We start from the raw sequence: 18669 nt of genomic DNA, 5'->3' as shown, positions 1-18669 counted from the left end.
TATAAAAACTTTTATGAAAGGGAATAGAGAAGGGATAAAATGAAAGCGAGTATTATCGGAGCATCCGGCTATGCAGGGGAAGAACTTCTTCGTCTTCTGCATGGACACCCGAAAGCAGAGATTGCATATTTGACTTCGGAAAGCCGTACAGGCGAACAAATATCGAAACTTTATCCGCATTTAAAGGGAATTTATGATAATAAACTTGACTCCATGGAGAAAATTCATGACATCGGAGCAGCCAGTGATGTTCTCTTTATTGCTCTTCCGCATGGTCATGCGATGAAGATAGCAAAGGCTCTTTCGGATTTGCCGCTGCGGATCATCGATCTTGGAGCAGATTATCGCTTCGCGGATGTGTCTGTATATGAGGAATGGTATCGTGTAGATCACGTTGATTCGCATGCAGACCGTGCATATGGTCTTTCAGAGCTCTATCGCAGTCAAGTACGTACAGCCCGTATCATCGGAAATGCCGGGTGTTATACAACCGCGAGTATTCTGGCGCTCGCACCGCTTGTAAAGGAACATCTTGTGTATATGGATTCCCTGCTTGTCGATGCGGTCTCCGGGGTGTCAGGGGCTGGACGATCCCCAAAGGAGAGTTCGCATTTTCCGGAGTTCTATGACAATTTTACGGCATATGGAGCTGTTTCACACCGGCATACACCTGAGATCGAGCAAGCGCTGAGTGATCAGGCGGGAGAAACTATCATTGTCAATTTTACGCCGCATCTTGCTCCGATCTCACGCGGTATTCTTGCGACCTGCTATGCGACGATACGCGCTGACGCTGCATTCGAGGAAATTGACGCGGCATTCGAAAAAATGTATGCGGATGAAATTTTCATTCGTTTGCTCGGACGGGGAGGGTATCCCTCGACGAAATACGTCCGCGGCACAAATTTCTGCGATATTGGCTGGCATGTGGACCCGCGCACGCGGCGCGTTGTCGTATTTTCAGCAATCGATAATCTCGTCAAGGGCGCAGCGGGCCAAGCGATTCAGAATATGAATATTGCATTTGGATTTGATGAACGCACGGGGCTTGATCTTGTGCCGATGTATCCGTAATTGAATGGAGGAAATACATATGTTTAGTGAACAGAGTGCAAAAGCAGGGATTACCTACCCGAAAGGATTTCTGGCAGCTGGAGTCAAGGCGGGCATCAAAAGAAGCGGTAATCCCGATGTTGCTGTGATCTACAGTGAAAAAGAAGCTGCCGTTGCAGGGACATTCACGAAGAATGCCGTTGCAGCAGCTCCCGTGCATGTTTCTAAGGCGGTTGTTGCGACACACACGGCACATGCGATTGTTGCCAATGCAGGCTGTGCAAATGCCTGTACGGGAGCCCAAGGAGAGGAAGATGCTGTCTGCATGCAGGAGATTGCGGCCGATGCGCTTGGATGCAGAGCGCAGGATGTGATCGTCGCATCGACCGGCATCATTGGACAGCCGCTTCCGATGGATAAAGTGGAATCCGGCATTCACGCGGCAGTCAAGGCGCTTTCTCTGGATGGCAGTGCGGATGCGGGGAATGCCATCATTACGACAGATACGTATTCCAAAGCCGGGACGACAACGGTTGCGCTCGGCGGAAAAGAGGTCCGGTTTGGCGTCATTGCAAAAGGTTCCGGCATGATTCGCCCGGATATGGCAACCGTACTCTGCTTTATCACGACCGATGCGGATATTGACGGTGTACTGCTCCAGGAGGCCCTCTCCGAAGTCATTGAGCACAGCCTCAATATGATCTCGATTGACGGCGACATGAGTACAAATGATATGGCGATTGTGCTTGCTAACGGCGCTGCCGGGAACCCCAAGATCAAAGAGAAGAATGCGGACTATGAGGCGTTCAAGAACGCGCTGCTTGCGCTCTGCCAAGGCATCTCGGAAAAGATTGCCGCCGACGGCGAGGGCGCAACGAAGTTCCTGACCATTCATGTCAAGGGGGCAAAAAGCTTCGCCGATGCAAAAACCGTCGGCATGAGCGTTGCAAACAGTCCGCTGGTCAAAACGGCATTCTTTGGCGAGGATCCAAACTGGGGGCGTGTTATCTGTGCAGTTGGCTATTCCGGTGTTTCGATGGATCCGCACCGCACAACCGTAAAGTTCGGCGGCATCCCCGTTTATTCTGACGGTGTTGGTGCAGCCTACGATGCAGATGCGCTGCGCGCGGTCATGACGGCGCATGATATTGTGATCGAGGTCGATCTCGGCGACGGACCGGAGGAGGCAAAGGTCTGGACGTGCGATTTCTCGTATGAGTACGTCAAGATCAACGGCGAATACCATACCTGAGAGGAGGGAGACATGTACTCCGATAAAGACAAAGCTGAGATCCTAATGGATGCACTCCCGTATATTCAGGAGTTTTACGGAACGACCGTCGTAATCAAATACGGCGGGAATGCGATGATCAATGAGGCGTTGAAAGAAAACGTCATGCGCAATGTGGCGCTGATGAAGTTCGTCGGGATACAGCCGATTCTCGTACACGGAGGGGGCCCGGAGATCACGGGATTTCTCAAAAAGGTCGGCAAGGAATCGTCATTTGTCTCCGGGCTCAGGGTGACGGATGAAGAGACGGTTGAAATCGCAGAGATGGTCTTGGACGGCAAGCTGAACTCCGAGATCGTAAGCCTCTTGAATCTGCGCGGGGTGCGTGCCGTCGGTCTCAGCGGGAAGGACGCAGGGCTGATTAAGGCAAAGAAGAAGCTGGCTGCCGTGTATGAAAGCGATGCCGTGCGCGAGGTGGACATCGGCTATGTCGGCGAAGTTACGGCCGTTGACACGCGGATTATTACAGACCTTCTGCAGCAGGATTATGTCCCCGTCATTGCGCCCATCGGCATGGGCGAGCATGGCGAGAGCTACAATATCAACGCTGATTATGTCGCTGCAGAGATTGCCGGTGCGCTTCGGGCGGAGAAGTTGCTGCTTCTGACGGATGTCGAGGGCGTATACAAAGATTTTGCAGATAAGAGCAGCCTGATCTCGCAGCTGCATCTGGAAGAAGCGAAAGCATACATTCGCAGCGGTGTGATCGACGGCGGGATGATTCCAAAAGTGGAGGCCTGTCTCCGTGCTCTCGAGGCAGGGGCGCATAAAGCGCATATCATTGACGGACGGCTGGATCACTCGATCATATTGGAGATTTTTACGTCGCGCGGCATCGGAACGATGGTGCTTCCGTAGGCAGGAGTTGCAATGAAAAACGCAGAAGAGATTATGAAAGAAGACCAGGCAAGCTACTTGCCTGTGTTTGCGCGCTATCCGATTGTCCTCGATCATGGCGAGGGATCGTATGTGTGGGATGTCAATGGACGAAAATATCTGGATGCGCTTGGCGGCATTGCCGTCAATGTGCTAGGACATAACTATGTTCCGCTCGTGAATGCCATTGCGGATCAGGCAAAGCGCCTCATACACGTATCGAACCTATACTACACGGAGGCACAGGCGAATGCATCAGCAAAGCTGTCTCGGCTGACCGCAGGCGGCAAGGTATTCTTTGGGAACTCCGGTGCTGAGGCGAATGAAGGAGCAATTAAGGCCGCTCGTAAATACGCGCATACGATCAGTCCGGAAAAATCGCAGATTATAACGGCGCTCGGCAGTTTCCACGGACGCACGCTTGCGACTTTGACTGCAACGGCACAGGAGAAGTTCCACAAGGGATTCGAGCCGCTGCCGGGCGGATTTGACTATGTGCCGTATAATGATATTGCGGCGCTCGAAGAAAAGATGAGTGAGCATACGGCGGCTGTTTTACTCGAACCGATTCAGGGCGAGGGAGGCGTACGCACGCCGTTGGCGGAGTATCTGCAGCAGGTGCGTGCCCTCTGCAACAAGTATGATGCACTTTTGATCTTTGACGAGATCCAGACAGGGATGGGACGCACGGGCAGCTTTTATGCCTACGAGATGTATGGCGCGGCGCCGGACATTGTGACCCTTGCCAAGGGGCTTGCCGGTGGCGTGCCGATCGGTGCATTTGTTGTCACAGAAAAGGTTGCCGCAGCCTTTCACGCAGGGGATCACGGCTCTACGTTCGGCGGCAACCCGCTTGCTTGTGCGGCGGCAAATGTCGTCCTTGATACAATTGCGGATGAGGATTTTTTGAGCACTGTGAAATCCGTCGGCGCGCACTTTAAGCGGGCCCTCATGGACTTGCAGGAGAAATTCGCGGAACATATCACAGAGGTGCGCGGCGCAGGACTGATTCTCGGCATGGAGATGAAGCAGAGCAAGGATGCGGCTGCGATTGCACGGCTTATGCTGGAACGCGGCGTTATTATCAACTGTACGGCGGGGAATGTCCTGCGCTTTATTCCGCCGCTGATTTTTACAAAGAATGAAGTGGATGAACTGATTGGTATTTTGGAGCGCTGCATTCTTGACATATGCGAGCAAGGAGGGCTATGATGAAGAAAGGCATGGATTTACTCTCCATCCATGCACTCAGTGCAGATGATGTGGATGAGATTCTGACGTTTGCCGCTGATCTCAAGGCAAAGCAGAAGGCGGGTATCACGCATCCGATTCTTGCGGGTAAGACCCTCGGTATGATCTTTGAGAAAGCCTCAACGCGTACACGCGTATCCTTTGAGGTCGGGATGTATCAGCTCGGCGGACAGGCGCTCTTTCTCAGCAGCCGGGACCTGCAGCTCGGGCGCGGCGAACCGATCAAGGATACGGCGCGCGTCCTCTCGCGCTACCTCGACGGCATCATGATCCGTACCTATGGGCATGAGTGTATCGAGGAGCTGGCACGCTATGCGGACATCCCTGTTATCAATGCGCTCAGCGATCTCCTGCATCCGTGCCAGGCGCTCACTGACCTCTTCACGATCCGTGAGTATAAGGGCAAGAATCTCGCGGGGTTGAAGATGGCATACGTCGGCGACGGCAACAATATGACGCACTCGCTCATGTATGCGGCGGCAAAGGTCGGCATGAACTTCGCGGTGGCAACACCCGAGGGATATGAGCCGAATGCCGAAGTTGTGGCAAATGCCAAGGCAGATGCGGCAGCAACAGGCGCGACCGTCACGATCACGCACAATCCGATGGAAGCGGTTGCGGGTGCAGCTGTCATCGTCACGGACACGTGGGCGAGCATGGGGCAGGAGGCGGAGCACGACGCGCGAACGGCGGTCTTTCGTCCCTATCAGGTGAATTGGGAACTCGTTGCCGAGTCAGGCGATCCGCGCTGCATTGTCATGCACTGTCTGCCCGCCTATCGGGGAGAGGAGATCACGGAGGATGTCTTTGAGGAATTTGCCAATGTGATCTTTGATGAGGCGGAGAACCGTCTCCATGTTCAAAAAGCCATCATGGCGCTCGTTATGGGCGGCTGATTATACAAAGGAGTTGTTTCAAGTATGGCAAAGCAAATCAAAAAGGTAGTTCTTGCATACTCCGGAGGTCTTGACACCTCGGTTATTATTCCCTGGCTCAAAGAGCACTATGACGGCTGTGAGGTCATTGCCGTCTGTGCGGACATCGGGCAGGGCGAGGAACTGGAACCCGTTCATGACAAGGCGCTGGCATCCGGCGCATCGAAGGTGCACATTGTCGATCTGACAAAGGAGTTCCTTGAGGAGTATGTTTGGCCGACACTCAAGGCGGGCGCCGTCTATGAGGGGAAGTATCTGCTCGGCACATCGTTTGCGCGTCCCGTGATTGCAAAGGCGCTCGTCGAGATCGCAAAGCGCGAGGGGGCAGATGCCATTGCGCACGGCGCAACGGGAAAGGGAAATGACCAGGTTCGATTCGAACTGACGGTAAAGGCTCTCGCTCCAAACCTCCAGATCATTGCGCCGTGGCGTGAGTGGGATCTTGATTCCCGCAGCGCTGAGATTGCGTATGCCAAGAAGCATGGGATACCGGTTGCCGAGGACAATAAGACATACAGTATGGACCGAAATATCTGGCATCTCTCCCATGAGGGCTCCGACCTTGAGGATCCTGCGAATGAGCCGAAGAACTCCATGTTCCTGATTTCTTGTGCACCGGAGAATGCGCCGGATGCACCGGAGTATGTTTCCGTCACGTTTGAAAAGGGCGTTCCCGTCGCCGTCAATGGCGAGAAGCTGGGCGCGGTCGAGCTGCTGACGAAGCTCAACGAAATTGGTGCGCGCAATGGCGTCGGTATCGTGGACATCTGCGAGAACCGCCTTGTCGGCATGAAGTCGCGCGGCGTCTATGAGAATCCGGGCGGCTCGATCCTCTACTACGCGCATCGCGAGCTCGAGTATCTCTGTCTTGATCGCGCAACCTATCACTACAAAGAGGGGCTTGCGATCCGCTACGGCGAGCTCGTTTACGATGGGATGTGGTTCTGCCAGCTGCGTGAGGCGCTTTCCGCATTTGTGGACAGCACGCAGGAGACGGTGACGGGCGAGGTGCGTCTGAAACTCTACAAGGGCAATATCATTTCAGCAGGCACAACATCGCCATACTCGCTGTACAGCAAGGAATTTGTCACGTTTGAGCATGACGACGTCTATAACCAGGCAGATGCGACGGGATTCATCAATCTCTTTGGACTGCCGCTCAAGGTGCGCGCTCTTATGCAGGAGGGGCAGAATAAATGAGCGAAAAGCTCTGGGGCGGGCGCTTCTCTAAAACGACTGATGAGATGATCAACGAGTTCCAAGCATCCATCGGCTTTGACCGACGGATGTACCGCGAGGACATTGCAGGCTCTCTTGCGCATGCTGAAATGCTGATGAGAGTGGGAATTATCTCAGAGGAAGATTATCAAGCGATTAATGCCGGGCTTCGTGATATCCTTGGGCAGATCGAATGCGGGGAATTTGAGTTCAGCACGGAGCTTGAAGATATTCATATGAATATCGAAAAACATCTCACGGATGCCATCGGAGATGCCGGAAGCCGACTGCACACGGCACGCAGCCGCAACGATCAGGTAGCGCTTGATACCCATATGTTTGTGCGGCATGCTGTTGTGGAGGTGCTGGACCATATCAGGGAACTTCAAAATGCGCTTGTTGAATCTGCAGATGCAAACAAGGATATCATCATGCCAGGATATACGCATCTCCAGCGTGCGCAGCCAATTCTCTTTGCACATCATCTTATGGCATATTTTAACATGCTCACGCGGGATTTTGAGCGATTTCAAGGGGTTTATGTGCGAACGGATCTCATGCCGCTCGGTGCCGGTGCTCTTGCTGGAACAACGCTGCCGATTGATCGTGCATTTGTCGCTAGGAAGCTGAACTTCGACCGCATCTATACGAACAGTATGGATGCGGTCAGCGATCGCGACTACATTCTCGAATTCCTCGCAGCGGCATCTATCCTCATGGTGCATCTTTCTCGGCTTTCAGAAGAGATTATCCTCTGGTGTTCCCGTGAGTTCTCGTTTGTTGAATTGGACGATGCACACTGTACCGGATCGTCCATGATGCCGCAGAAGAAAAATCCCGATGTCTCCGAACTTGTGCGCGGAAAGACCGGGCGTGTCGTCGGTCATCTCATGGCAATGCTCACGGCAGTAAAGGGGTTGCCTCTCGCCTACAACAAGGATTTGCAGGAAGATAAAGAAGGACTCTTTGACGCCATTGATACGGTGAAGTTCAGCCTTGCTGTTTATGCGCAGCTGATTCGCGGTATGAAGGTACGGGCCGATGTAATGCGCCATGCTGTTGAAGCCGATTTCTCCAATGCAACGGATCTCGCCGACTATCTCGTTCAGAAGGGGATGCCGTTCCGTCAGGCACATACCGTCGCGGGACAATCTGTAGCACAGTGTATTGCACGCGGAATCTGGCTCCGTGATATGTCGCTTGCTGACTATCAGAAACTCTCCCCACTCTTCGATGAAGACGTATATGAGGTGATTCGCCCGGAGACTTGCGTTGCATGCCGCAACTCTTATGGGGGAACATCTTATGAACAGGTTGAGAGTCAGCTCGATGCGGCGGAGGCTCTAATGGCAGAGGAGCATCGTATTATTTCTGAACTTGAAGCGAAGCAGAATCTTCTCTGAAATTTTTGATTTAGTGCTAGGTACTAAAATTTATCAAACAATAATAATAATTTAATTTGAGTATAAAGAAATAAATGGATAATATACTATATCAGAAAGGAGGATTTACGATGAGGAAAAGTGCACTTCTTGCTACAGCGATAGGCCTTTCGATTTCTTCGGCAGCTATGGCGGCACCGATTAATCATCTCGACGCACACGACACTGCGGTCGGTATTGGAACGAAAGAGGCTTTTATTGAACACAAGCCAACAGATGAGATGACGGTTGGTATTGCGCGCAATGATCGTGATGAGTACGGAAATCCGAAGGATATCTATATGCAGTATAATGTTCTCGGACAAAATATTCGTTTGATCGGCGGCTATCGTTGGGATATGGGGCCGACAGATGAAAACAACCTATACGGCGGACTTGGTCTCAGTACACCGAGCGTCCTCGGATTCAATGCATATGCCTCCTATATTGCCGGCAAGGATTTCAATGAGACGCAAGTAGGGCTTAACAAATCGCTCATTGCCAACCTTGATCTCAATGTGAACTATCATAACTTTAAGCCGGATCACGGCACCCGTGAAAACGGGGTCGGCGTTGGTCTTACGATGCGATTTTGACCGTTCACAAAAGGAAAACATAAAAGAACATTGGGCATCTCTTGCACATGCGAGAGATGCCTTTTAAATTTTATTTGCATTGTTGCTGTTGCAATGGTAAAATATAAATTAAGTGAATGGATCGGATTATTTTTCTTGCAGTTTTCGAAATTGCTGTGTGGTCGTATTTTTTCGCAGCAATCGTACGGAGACGGCGTTTTTCCATGTATGGCGGCAAACGGAGATAATAGCTCCTCCAGGTCGCTGTATTTTCGTGTGGATGAATTCTGATTTCATGATCGAATGATATGAACAAATAATTTTAGAGCAGAGGGGCTAGAACCCTTTGTCTCATGATTTTGGAGGTGTGTTTTTTGTCGTTAAATCGTAATGGCAATCATGGAAAGAGTGTGCAGAAGGTGCAGGTAATACCGCTTGGCGGCCTAGGTGAGATCGGAAAGAATATGACTGCCATCCGGGTGGACGATGAGATTCTCGTTGTAGACTCTGGGCTGATGTTCCCGGAGGAAGATATGCTCGGCGTTGATCTTGTTATTCCGGATATCACTTATTTGATTGAGAACAAGGATAAAGTCAACGCGATCGTCCTTACGCACGGACATGAAGATCATATTGGTGCTTTGCCGTATGTAATGAAGCAGATTCCTGCACCTGTGTACGGGACGCGGTTGACGCTTGGGATTCTCGAAGGAAGGCTTAAGGAAAACGGTGTGGACTCGGCTAATCTGCACTCTGTGATGGCAGGAGATATCATTAACATCGGCTGTTTCAGCGTCGGTTTTATTCGAGTCAATCACTCCATTCCCGACGCGGTTGGCCTTTCAATCAAGACTCCGGTAGGAATGATCGTTCATACAGGGGACTTCAAGCTCGATTATACGCCGGTGGATGGCCAGATGACGGATTTTCGCCGTTTCTCAGATCTTGGCAACAAAGGAGTCCTTTTGCTTCTCGCTGACAGTACGAATGCGGAGCGTGATGGTCATACAGCGAGCGAGCGAACTGTCGGCGCAGCGTTTGATAAGGCGTTCCATAATATGCGCGGACGAATTATTGTAGCGACATTTTCATCAAATGTTCATCGCATTCAGCAGGTCATTGATACTGCCGTGAAATATAATCGCCGCGTTGCTGTCCTTGGCCGCAGTATGGAGAATGTGGTGGGAATCTCCCTTGAACTCGGTTATCTCACTGCTCCGGAAGGAACTATCATCAGTATTGATGAAGTCAACAATTTTCGGGCGGATCAGATTGTCATCGTGACTACGGGCAGCCAAGGCGAACCCATGTCTGCATTATCGCGCATGGCTTCATCCGATCATCGAAAGATCACGATTGTCCCAGGAGATACAGTCATCATCTCGGCAACGCCTATTCCGGGCAATGAAAAGCTTGTATCCAAGACGGTAGATAATCTAATGAAGCTCGGTGCAAACGTCATCTATGGACGTGATAAGGGAATTCATGTCTCAGGGCACGGCAGCCGTGAAGAACTCAAGCTGATGCACAATCTTGTACGTCCGAAATTCTTTATGCCGGTGCATGGTGAGTACCATCATCTCGTACAGCACGCAGATTTGGCACGTGAACTTGGGATGCCAAAGGAAAATATCTTCATCAGTGAGAACGGACAGATCCTCGAGTTTACAAAGGAGAAGGGGCAGGTTGTTGGTCGTGTGCAGTCCGGCATGGTTATGGTCGACGGGCTTGGAGTCGGCGATGTCGGTAATATCGTTTTGCGTGATCGTCGCCAGCTCTCGCAGGATGGCATACTTATTATTGTTGTGACGATGGATCGGCAGACGAATCAAGTGGTTTCCGGTCCCGATATTGTATCGCGCGGTTTCGTCTACGTGCGTGAGTCGGAAGCGCTGATGGAGGAGGCCCGGGCGCGCGTGCAGCAGGCGCTTGATCGCTGCGAGGACGAGAACGTACGCGAATGGTCTGCGATTAAATCAAATGTACGTGATGCGCTCAGCCGGTATCTTTTCGATAAAACGCGTCGCCGTCCAATGATTTTGCCCATCATTATGGAAATCTGATCTGCGAGCCATCCTTATGGGATGGCTTTTCTTTTTGGAGATACAGGTAAAATTGTAACTTTAAGCATGTTGCGTCCCAGAAGAAAAGAGGATAAAATAGACGTAGCTTTATTATGGCTTTTCGGGTGAGGAGGAGTTTTATGACAGCAGCTGAACAAAAAGAGCTTCGGCTTTTTGCCGTAAAGGTGCGTGAGGGGATTCTACGCAGCACACATGCCGCAAAGAGTGGGCATCCCGGCGGTTCACTTTCATCGACGGAATATTTTACCTACCTTTACAACAAGGAACTTCGTGTGGACCCTAAGAAGCCTCATGATCCGGAGCGTGATCGCCTTGTACTCTCAAAGGGACATGTCGCCCCTGGTCTCTATGCAACACTTGCCAATCGCGGATTTTTTCCCGTGGAAGAACTCCTGACTCTTCGCCATATTGGGTCGCGTCTGCAGGGACACCCGAATATGAACCTCACGCCGGGCGTGGATATGTCTACAGGCTCATTGGGCCAGGGAATTTCGACAGCGGTTGGCATGGCTAAGGGAGCAAAATATCTAAAGAAGAACATCAACGTCTATACACTTCTTGGAGACGGCGAACTTGCCGAAGGGCAAGTTTGGGAGGCCACGATGTTTGCTGCACACTATGGCCTTGACAATCTCTGCATCACGGTTGATGTTAATGGACTTCAAATTGATGGAGCGACAGCAGATGTCATGAATACGGAACCGATCGATAAGAAATTCGAAGCATTTGGCTGTGCAGTACTTAAGATTGACGGACATGATTACGAGGCCCTTGAGCGTGCTTTTACTGCATTTCATGCCAATAAGAGCAGCGGAAAACCTACCGTCATTCTAATGAAGACGATCAAGGGGAAGGATATATCCTTTATGGAAAACAATGCTGGTTGGCATGGCAAGGCGCCTAATGATGACGAACTCGCTCGAGGCCTCGAGGAACTTGCTGCGATTCGCCGGGATCTTGAGGAGGGGTGAGAATGGCGGACGTAAAGAAGATTGCAACGCGTGACAGCTATGGAAACGGGCTTGTAGAGCTTGGGAAAATACACGAGAATATTGTTGTGCTGGATGCGGATCTTGCAGGAGCCACAAAGAGCGGAATGTTCAAGAAGGCGTTTCCGGAGCGGCATTTTAATTGCGGTATTGCAGAATCAAATATGGTCGGTGTCGGAGCCGGACTCTCGACAATGGGGCTTGTTCCGTTTGTTTCCACCTTTGCTATGTTCGTGGCGGGGCGAGCCTATGAGCAGATACGCAATACAATCGGTTACCCGCATCTGAACGTAAAGATCTGCGCGACGCACGGCGGCATTTCTGTGGGGGAGGATGGTGCCTCGCATCAGTGCTGCGAGGATTTTGCTCTGATGCGTACGATCCCAGGTATGACCGTTATGTGTCCGTCGGATGATGTGGAAGCACGTAAGATGCTGCGTGCGGCGTACGAGATGGAGGGCCCCGTGTACATCCGTTTCGGTCGGGCAGCAACGCCGGTGTATCATGACGAGTCCTTCGCATTTGCTGTGGGGAAAGGCGAAGTGCTTCGAAACGGAAAAGATGTCGCAATTATTGCAACAGGGATCCTTGTTCCTGAGGCTATTGATGCCGGAGAACGTCTCGCTGCTGAGGGCATACGTGCCCGCGTCATCAATATGGCGACGATAAAGCCGCTTGATAAGGATATTGTTATTCAGGCAGCGGAGGATTGCGGAAAGATTGTAACAGTCGAAGAACACAATATTATCGGTGGTCTTGGTGAAGCTGTCTGCGCCGTCCTTGCCGAGAACTGTCCAGTTCCTGTGCACCGCATCGGTGTCAATGATGAGTTCGGACACTCTGGACCTGCTGCGGAGCTTTTGAAACAATTTGGCCTTACTTCAGAGCATATTGTAGCTCATACAAAAAAGCTTATCAGCAAATAAATGAACCCAAAAGATGCTTTCGCTATGATGAGAGCATCTTTTTCATTTTGGCACGGAAGCATGACTGCATAGATAAAATGGCTTGTGGATTTTGGGGGAATTGTTTATAATATAAAAAGACAAGTTGTTCTAAATGAAAGAGGAATCCTTATGAAGCGGTATTCGCTGTTCATTGTGATGACCGCCCTTCTAGTAATATCGATTGCTGCAGGTTCGGCATATCTTTCGTCCGGCTCACGCGAAGCTAAATACCATCACCCTATGCGTGGGTTTACTGCATATACGTCGCTTCCTGCAGAGGTCGCGATGGCGTTGTCGGAAGCATATGAAAAAGAGTATAATATTCGTGTAAATTTCGTTCAGCTCTCTTCCGAGCAAATTTTAAAACGACTGCAAGAGCAGGCTCTTGGAGTGCAGGAAGGAAAATCTGCACTTGTATTGACCGACCAGGAGACTCTGGGCCGTGCTGCAGCCGCGGGATACCTTGTACCCTACATTTCCGAGAAAAGCGATCAGGTCGCAGATACATTTCGTCATCCCAATGGCTATTGGACAGGCGTATGGTATGATCCTATCGTGTTTGCAGTGAATCAGGACTATTTGCGCACGCATATTGACCTCCCAAACTCATGGCAAATGCTTGCCCAACAGAGAGATATCCGTATTGGAATGACAGATTTTATGGCTGCAGACGCTTCGTCTAACTTGCTTTATAGCATGGTCGCCGAATATGGGGATCAGCGCGCTTTTGATATCTGGCGTAGGATTCAGCCGAAGATCATGCAGTACTCCAAATATTTACATACGCCGGTGCGCCAAGCCGGGATGGGCGAGGTGGACCTTTCCGTTACAATACTCAGTGAGACGCTTCGCTATGTGCATGACGACTACCCCATCCGTATTTTCTATCCGATAGACGGCACGTCTGCGGTGATTTACGGAACAGGGATCGTTTTTCGCGCCTCAGAACAGGATGCGCATACGGCAGAGAGCTTTGCCGATTGGTTGTTGACAGACGAGGCCCAATTTGCTCTTGCACATCGGCGATTCTATTTTTTAACCACGAATCCTATAACGTTGTCTTATCAGATGTTTGCAGGGAAGAATATCAGCCTTTTTAGAAACAGACCGTATTTCAGCAAGAAGGAAAAAGAGATTCTTCTGGATCGGTGGATCAAAGAAGTCCGATTTTACGAGGAGTAGCGAAAGTCGAAGGAGTTTTACCAGTGAAAGCAGGTTTTATCAGTCTCGGTTGTGCCAAGAACCTGGTTGATACAGAGGTTATGCTCGGCATCATGAGGGAACATGGCATTGATATCACAAATGAGCCGGCAGAGGCGGATATCCTGATCGTCAACACTTGTGCATTTATTGAGTCAGCGAAAGAAGAATCTATCACCACGGTGCTGGGGATGGCAGATTATAAAGAGAGCGGTCGATGCCGCAGCCTGATCGTGGCGGGCTGCCTCGGACAGCGGTATGGTCAGCAGCTGCTTGATGAAATTCCTGAGGCGAATGCTATCATCGGGACAGGTGCTTGGAGCCGTATTATGGAGGTTATTGAGGAGACCCTCAAAGGGAGGCGCCTTCTGATCTCCGGTAAGGATGATACAATCTATGATGCAAAAACTCCACGTTTGCGTACCACACCAAATTATACGGCGTATGTTAAAATTGCGGAGGGGTGCGATCATCGCTGTGCATTCTGCGCCATACCTCTTATTCGCGGGAGTTTTCGGAGCCGGGTGATGGAAGATGTCGTGGCGGAGGCAGAACATCTGGCTGCACAAGGGGTCCGTGAGTTGGTGCTGATTGCACAGGACAGCGCAAACTATGGCCTTGACCTCTATGAAAAGCCGATGCTGCCGGCGTTGCTGCGCGCATTGACAAAGATCAAGGACATCGCATGGATACGTGTTCTATACAGCTATCCAAAATATTTTAGTGATGAACTCATAGAGGTGTTTGCAACTGAGCCTAAAGTTGTCAAATATGTGGATCTCCCTCTGCAGCACGCACACGATGCCGTTTTGCGTTCAATGAACCGCCCCGATACGCGTGAAGGGGTTGAAAAACTGATCAAAAGGCTGCGTGAACGGATTCCAGGCGTTGCGATTCGTTCAACATTCATTGTAGGATTTCCCGGTGAGACAGACACACATTACCAGGCACTTCGTTCCTTTGTTGAGGCACAGCGTTTTGATAAAGTTGGGATCTTCACCTACTCAGAGGAGGAGGATACGCCTGCAGCAAAGATGGCGCAGAAGGTTCCGGAAGAAGTTATGCAGGAGCGTTATCATGATTTAATGAGCCTGCAAAGCAAGATTTCCGAGGAGATCAACGTTTCTTTGGAAGGAAAAGAGGTTGATGTTCTGATCGAGGGGCGTGATGAAGAGCAGGAAGGGATATCGATTGGGCGTTCTTATCGTGAAGCTCCTGAGGTTGACGGTCAGATCTATATTGAGAGTGATACGGAAAGCCGTGTCGGCGATATTGCCCGTGTTCGCCTTTTGCAAGGCTTTACCTACGATATTGTAGGGGAGAAGGTACATTGATGAAGCCTGTACTTGATAGCCTTTCCGAAGAAGTTGGCAGGAAACTACGTGCTGCAGGACTTACGATTGCCTGTGCAGAATCCTGTACCGGCGGGCTGCTTACCAGTACATTGACGGATGTCCCCGGCAGTTCTTTCTATGTTATGGGGAGTGTTGTGTCTTACTCGAATGATGTTAAATCGCGCATCCTTCATGTTTCTGGTGACACCCTTGCTGTTTTTGGTGCAGTCTCTGCAGAGACTGCACATGAGATGGCGGAAGGCGTGCGAAATCTGATCCAGACAGATATTGGCGTTGGTATTACAGGGATTACTGGTCCTGACGGCGGATCGTGTGAAAAGCCAGTTGGTCTCGTATACATTGCCGTATCTACGGGGGCGCATATTACTGCTTCTAAAAATAATTTTCCAGGAACGCGGGCTGAGAATAAGATGATGGCGGTCGAAAAAGCACTCACAATGATTCAAAGTGCAATAAGGAGTATTGACGGATGAAAAGTTGTAGAAAAATTCTTGCTGTGTTCAGCGCTGTGACGATTTTCTACGGAGGAGCAAATGTTTATGCGGCAGAAGTCGACATGCCGACAGCCAAGGAAGATACAAAGAGTACAGCACCTATTGAGCTTCCCTATTCCTATGAGAGTACAGCATATGGATATCGTATTATGTGTCCTCAGCGTCCTGTCGGGGTTATTCCTGCGAATGCATTATTCGAAAATCGAGAGGGAGAAATATTGATCTTTGAGAATGAGGAATATCACATTAAATATGCATGGGTCATCCTTGTGAATGCATTCTCGGATGATTCTGTTCCGAATCTCAATACCATTAACCCGAAGCAGGCAGTTGACCTTTTGGGACGAATTATGGGCAGCAACGGCTATGAAGGCATCATGCTGGTCAACTTATCGGAAAGCAACAAGGCGATTTTTGCCACAACGGCAAAAGAAGTCGAGATTGATGAAGATGGTGACGGCGTTGTGGATGCTACGGCAAAAGCAGACAGTCAGATGGCCGTTCTGTTCTTTCGCGGAGAAAATGGACAACGTTATGGTTTTGAACTCATTGATAATCCAGAGCTTCGCTCTGCTTCTGTCTCTGCATTTTTAGCGGGAGCACGCACATTGCATGCGATTTCGTGAGAGATCATTTTCATAATATAGGGGAGAAAGAAATGAAGGAGAAGGTTTTAATGAAGACGTCATCTAAGAAAACGATACTCACAGCTGCGGTGCTTGTTGCACTTTCTTCGGGGACAACATATGCGGCTACTCCCGGAACGGTAGATACACAGGAATTGTTTCATTCGGATCATCTTGTGACAGACCATTCGAAAAAACCGGCGATGGAAGAAACTGCAGCAACGGACCGCTATGAGGCGTCTATTTCTCAGAAAAAAAACTTGGAATCTGCCGCCTCTGCACAGGGTGATTTGCATGGCAAAGCCTCAGAACCAACGCGCCTGCGTTGGGAGAGTGTGGATACAAGTATTGCTGAGCGCAACGCACAACCATCATTTGTACTCGCCGTACAAAAACCCAAACCGGTGATTATCACGGCAGAAGATGTAAAACGTGAAGAAAAGCAGGCGGTAAAGGAAGGGCGCCCTGCGCAGGAACTTGTCGGAGAAGTAAATATGCAGCGGGAACTCCCGCCGCAAGCACCGACTCCGCCTGTACAGCAAATGCAGGTTCAGAATGTTGTACAAGAACAGCAGCCGATACAGGCAGCAAATACACAAGACTTCCCTGCAGAGAAAACGGCTCAAACGATACAGCCGAAAGCAGAGCAGAGCCCTTCCTCTTTCCATCTAGAGGAGCAGGCCGAACAAAGACCGCTGCGCCCGCATTATCCGGAGATGCCGCATAAGTCTTTCTCTTTGATGTCCCCGGTGGACGTTGGAGCCTTGCCGAAGCTGCCGGAACGTTTTCATGTTTTGGAAACAAATCTGGAACAGCGTCTCGCTCCGACGACAACGAAAGATGCGATGCCAGTTGCCGAACATTCTGTTCGCCCCGAGGGCGTTCCTGCATTTTCATCTGATCAGACAGCACAGGGAGGGGATGCGGATCTTGCCGGCATCTCTGACGAGGTTCGCCGTCATATCCTCGCGGGGCAGCTCGCGATGGAGATTCAGCTTCGCCGTGATCCAAGTGTTGCTGGGATGCGTGCAATTACCAAGGTCCTGCGTGAGAATATGACACTCACACACCTTCAGAAAATTGATTTTCTCATTGGCTTCGGACGTGCATTGCATCAAAGTCGTCTCCCGCGCCAACAGGAAGCACTGCTCATCAAGACGATTGCAGAATCGTTTTAAATGACCCTTTTGGGAATCTCACAGTTGATTACGGAGAAGGCATATGGAGCATTTTAACATTGCGGTAATTGCCGGCGACGGTGTCGGCCCCGAAGTGATCGAGGAAGGCAAGAAGGTGTTCTCCGGGATTTCCAGAATAGATGGGAATTTTTCTGTTTCCTTTACAGATTTTCCGTGGGGGTGTGAATACTATCTGAAAACGGGCGAAATGATGCCAGCTGATGGTATGGATCTCCTGCGCGGATTTGATGCCGTTTATCTTGGTGCAGTAGGATATCCGGGAGTACCTGATCATATTTCTCTCGGCGGCTTACTTCTTCGTATTCGGCGTGGTTTTGATGAATACATCAATCTCCGCCCAATTCGTCTCCTGAAAGGTGCCCCGTGTCCTCTTGCCGATGTACGGCCGGAAGATGTTAATATGATTGTAGTGCGCGAGAACAGTGAAGGGGAATATGCAAATGTCGGCGCACGTTTGTACTCGGATACGGAACGTGAGGTGGCATTTCAGACGGCTGTATTCTCTCGCCATGGATGTGAGCGTGTTATACGATACGCGTTTGAACTTGCACGGCATGAAAAACGTTCACTCACCTCAATTTCCAAAGGAAATGCACTGCGTTATTCTATGGTTTTTTGGGATGAGGTTTTTGCGGAGATTGGACAGGAATACCCCGATGTAGAGACGCATAGCCTTTTGGTTGATGCGGCAAGTATGTTCTTCGTTAAAGATCCAAAACGGTTCGAGATTGTTGTGACAAGCAATTTGTTCGGCGATATCCTTACGGATCTTGGCGCGGCAATTGCTGGGGGAATGGGCCTCGCAGCGGGGGCAAACCTCAATCCGGAACGAAAGTATCCGTCGATGTTTGAGCCAATTCATGGAAGTGCTCCGGATATTGCGGGAAAGGGGATTGCCAATCCATTGGCATCCATCTGGTCTGTCAGTCAGATGTTGGAGTTTCTTGGAGAGAGGGAGTGGTCACAACGACTGCTTTCTGCAATCGAGATTTTACTCATGGAACGGAGAATATTAACGGCTGATCTTGGCGGCAGTGCGAAGACCGCAGATATTGGTGCAGCTGTGCTTGAGATTCTGGGACGCTGAGTATTTTCATATAAGAAAAGCGCAAGGCTGAACGCCTTGCGCTCTATTTACATAATGGATGGAGCGTA

General features: G+C 50.4%; 17 protein-coding genes. All 17 read left to right on the top strand.

What is annotated here, in order from left to right; all coding sequences use genetic code 11:
* Window positions 1-39 precede the first annotated feature (39 nt).
* Complete coding sequence (gene argC / locus HMPREF7545_RS03470; RefSeq protein WP_006694292.1) at window positions 40-1074, top strand: N-acetyl-gamma-glutamyl-phosphate reductase; 1035 nt, start codon at window positions 40-42, stop codon at window positions 1072-1074.
* Between the two features lie 19 nt (window positions 1075-1093).
* Window positions 1094-2305, top strand: a complete 1212-nt coding sequence (argJ, locus tag HMPREF7545_RS03465; protein WP_006696068.1) for a bifunctional glutamate N-acetyltransferase/amino-acid acetyltransferase ArgJ — start codon at window positions 1094-1096, stop codon at window positions 2303-2305.
* A 12-nt stretch (window positions 2306-2317) separates the two neighbouring features.
* Complete coding sequence (argB, locus tag HMPREF7545_RS03460; protein WP_006694290.1) at window positions 2318-3202, top strand: acetylglutamate kinase; 885 nt, start codon at window positions 2318-2320, stop codon at window positions 3200-3202.
* 12 nt (window positions 3203-3214) lie between these two features.
* Entirely contained in the window at window positions 3215-4432 is a 1218-nt protein-coding gene (locus tag HMPREF7545_RS03455) for an aspartate aminotransferase family protein (RefSeq protein WP_006694289.1), read from the top strand.
* A complete protein-coding gene (argF, locus tag HMPREF7545_RS03450) occupies window positions 4432-5367 on the top strand; it encodes an ornithine carbamoyltransferase (protein ID WP_006696070.1) in 936 nt (311 codons plus the stop codon). Before HMPREF7545_RS03455 ends, argF begins: the two co-directional genes overlap by 1 nt.
* A 24-nt stretch (window positions 5368-5391) precedes the next feature.
* The gene (locus HMPREF7545_RS03445) at window positions 5392-6606 is read left to right on the top strand and encodes an argininosuccinate synthase (protein ID WP_006694287.1); all 1215 of its coding nucleotides are present in this window, start codon (window positions 5392-5394) and stop codon (window positions 6604-6606) included.
* Window positions 6603-8027: an argininosuccinate lyase gene (gene argH, locus HMPREF7545_RS03440; RefSeq protein ID WP_006694286.1), complete on the top strand. Its 1425-nt coding sequence runs from the start codon at window positions 6603-6605 to the stop codon at window positions 8025-8027. The genes HMPREF7545_RS03445 and argH overlap by 4 nt, the downstream gene beginning before the upstream one ends.
* A gap of 110 nt (window positions 8028-8137) precedes the next feature.
* Window positions 8138-8641, top strand: a complete 504-nt coding sequence (locus HMPREF7545_RS03435; protein WP_006696073.1) for a hypothetical protein — start codon at window positions 8138-8140, stop codon at window positions 8639-8641.
* 332 nt (window positions 8642-8973) lie between these two features.
* Window positions 8974-10683, top strand: coding sequence for a ribonuclease J (locus HMPREF7545_RS03430; RefSeq protein WP_006694284.1), 1710 nt, complete (start codon window positions 8974-8976; stop codon window positions 10681-10683).
* 140 nt (window positions 10684-10823) lie between these two features.
* Window positions 10824-11675: a transketolase gene (locus HMPREF7545_RS03425; protein ID WP_040571171.1), complete on the top strand. Its 852-nt coding sequence runs from the start codon at window positions 10824-10826 to the stop codon at window positions 11673-11675.
* Window positions 11676-11677: 2 nt separating this feature from the next.
* On the top strand, window positions 11678-12619 hold the full coding sequence (locus HMPREF7545_RS03420) for a transketolase family protein (protein WP_006694282.1): 942 nt from the start codon (window positions 11678-11680) through the stop codon (window positions 12617-12619).
* A 150-nt stretch (window positions 12620-12769) separates the two neighbouring features.
* A complete protein-coding gene (locus tag HMPREF7545_RS03415; RefSeq protein WP_006694281.1) occupies window positions 12770-13822 on the top strand; it encodes an ABC transporter substrate-binding protein in 1053 nt (350 codons plus the stop codon).
* A gap of 23 nt (window positions 13823-13845) precedes the next feature.
* Window positions 13846-15174 carry a 30S ribosomal protein S12 methylthiotransferase RimO gene (gene rimO / locus HMPREF7545_RS03410; RefSeq protein WP_006694280.1) on the top strand — a complete coding sequence of 443 codons (1329 nt, stop codon included), beginning with the start codon at window positions 13846-13848 and terminating at the stop codon, window positions 15172-15174.
* Window positions 15174-15668: a CinA family protein gene (locus HMPREF7545_RS03405; RefSeq protein ID WP_006694279.1), complete on the top strand. Its 495-nt coding sequence runs from the start codon at window positions 15174-15176 to the stop codon at window positions 15666-15668. The genes rimO and HMPREF7545_RS03405 overlap by 1 nt, the downstream gene beginning before the upstream one ends.
* On the top strand, window positions 15665-16315 hold the full coding sequence (locus HMPREF7545_RS03400; RefSeq protein WP_006694278.1) for a hypothetical protein: 651 nt from the start codon (window positions 15665-15667) through the stop codon (window positions 16313-16315). Before HMPREF7545_RS03405 ends, HMPREF7545_RS03400 begins: the two co-directional genes overlap by 4 nt.
* Window positions 16316-16365: 50 nt before the next feature.
* Window positions 16366-17493, top strand: coding sequence for a hypothetical protein (locus tag HMPREF7545_RS03395; protein ID WP_040571170.1), 1128 nt, complete (start codon window positions 16366-16368; stop codon window positions 17491-17493).
* A 43-nt stretch (window positions 17494-17536) separates the two neighbouring features.
* Window positions 17537-18601: a tartrate dehydrogenase gene (locus tag HMPREF7545_RS03390; protein WP_006694276.1), complete on the top strand. Its 1065-nt coding sequence runs from the start codon at window positions 17537-17539 to the stop codon at window positions 18599-18601.
* Window positions 18602-18669: the final 68 nt, after the last annotated feature.

Origin of the sequence: Centipeda noxia ATCC 43541 (assembly GCF_000160555.1) — a bacterium.
Taxonomy (GTDB): Bacteria; Bacillota; Negativicutes; order Selenomonadales; family Selenomonadaceae; genus Centipeda; species Centipeda noxia.
The sequence above is the reverse complement of the archived record's forward strand: the minus strand, read 5'-3'. Positions and strand labels throughout refer to the sequence as shown.